The following is a 1,027-nucleotide window of genomic DNA, read 5'->3' on the forward strand; positions in this document are numbered from 1 at the left end:
TCTCAGCCCGTGGGAAGCTTCTTTTTCCCTTATGATTTTGTCGAGTTCACCAAATGCCGGTCCAACACATTCTATGAGGACCGAGCGGTGCATATAGACCTGAGCGAAGCCTACTGCCCCCATCTCCGAGGCCATCTTCTTGCAGCTGCGAAGTCGCTTGATCTGGAGACCTCGGAAGGAGTCTACGTCTGCGCTGAAGGCCCCCATCTTGAGACGCCTGGCCAGATCAGAATGATGCGCCAGTTCGGGGATGTAGTGGGTATGACCGGCTATCCAGAGGTAGCTCTGGCCAGGGAGGCTGAACTGTGCTATGCTTCTATCTGCATTATCACCAATCCCGCCGCCGGAATGGGGGAATCTGAGAGCCTTTCCGCCAGCGATATCCCTGAGCAGGTGAAAAAGTGCCATCAGGATGTCCGGGAGATAATTTATCAGGCGGCTTTAAAGCTGGATGAAAAAAGATCCTGCCATTGCAGGGAATCCCTATCCAAGGCAGCGCTCTAGAAAAGCCCCTGGAACTGTAGCCCTACATCACCTCGACCTGGACGCTGCCCTGTCCGGATTTGCCGCTCTCATCCATGGCCTTGAGAATGATGATATGTCCACCCTTTTCAAGCTCTATTGGATTCTGCTTGAAGGACCGGCTGGTGGACAGCTTTCCATCAATGCTCGAGCTCCATTCGTAGCTCAGATCTCCTTCGCCACCTTTTGCAGAGCCTTCAAAGCTTATATCCTCATCACCCTTGATGATCTGCCCGGCATCAGGTGAGGTAATGGTCACTTTTATCATTTCAGTGTCAGCATGTCCAACTGGCTCTGAGGCCCCTGCGGCGCTGTCTTTTGCGCCGCCACTGTCTTCCTTCTCCATGCACCCTGCCGAGAAAAGGGCAAGGCATATTGCCAATATGATGACCAGCTTCATGAAACGAATGATCCCTTAGTGGAATATATCTTCTTCTATAGAAGATGTCTTTATCAGAATAAAAGCAAAGCTGACCACACTTATGGCCGAGAAATTCTCAAGCCA

The 1,027-nt window shown here is 51.5% G+C and carries 2 protein-coding genes; one reads left to right on the forward strand and one right to left on the reverse strand.

Annotated elements, in window-relative coordinates:
- Positions 1-504 (forward strand): MTAP family purine nucleoside phosphorylase (locus tag BP727_RS01295; RefSeq protein ID WP_286857006.1); only part of this gene is annotated, 504 nt, incomplete at its 5' end.
- Between the two features lie 22 nt (positions 505-526).
- On the opposite strand, the gene BP727_RS01300 is transcribed toward BP727_RS01295, so the two are convergent.
- Positions 527-922, reverse strand: coding sequence for a hypothetical protein (locus BP727_RS01300; protein WP_013720703.1), 396 nt, complete (start codon positions 920-922; stop codon positions 527-529).
- Positions 923-1,027: the final 105 nt, after the last annotated feature.

The organism is Methanosaeta sp. UBA356, from assembly GCF_002496465.1.
In the GTDB taxonomy this organism is placed as follows: domain Archaea; phylum Halobacteriota; class Methanosarcinia; order Methanotrichales; family Methanotrichaceae; genus Methanothrix; species Methanothrix soehngenii.

Excerpts from the sequence above, each read along its gene's own strand:
- BP727_RS01300 (WP_013720703.1), bottom strand. The coding sequence starts at position 922 with ATGAAGCTGGTCATCATATTGGCAATATGCCTTGCCCTTTTCTCGGCA.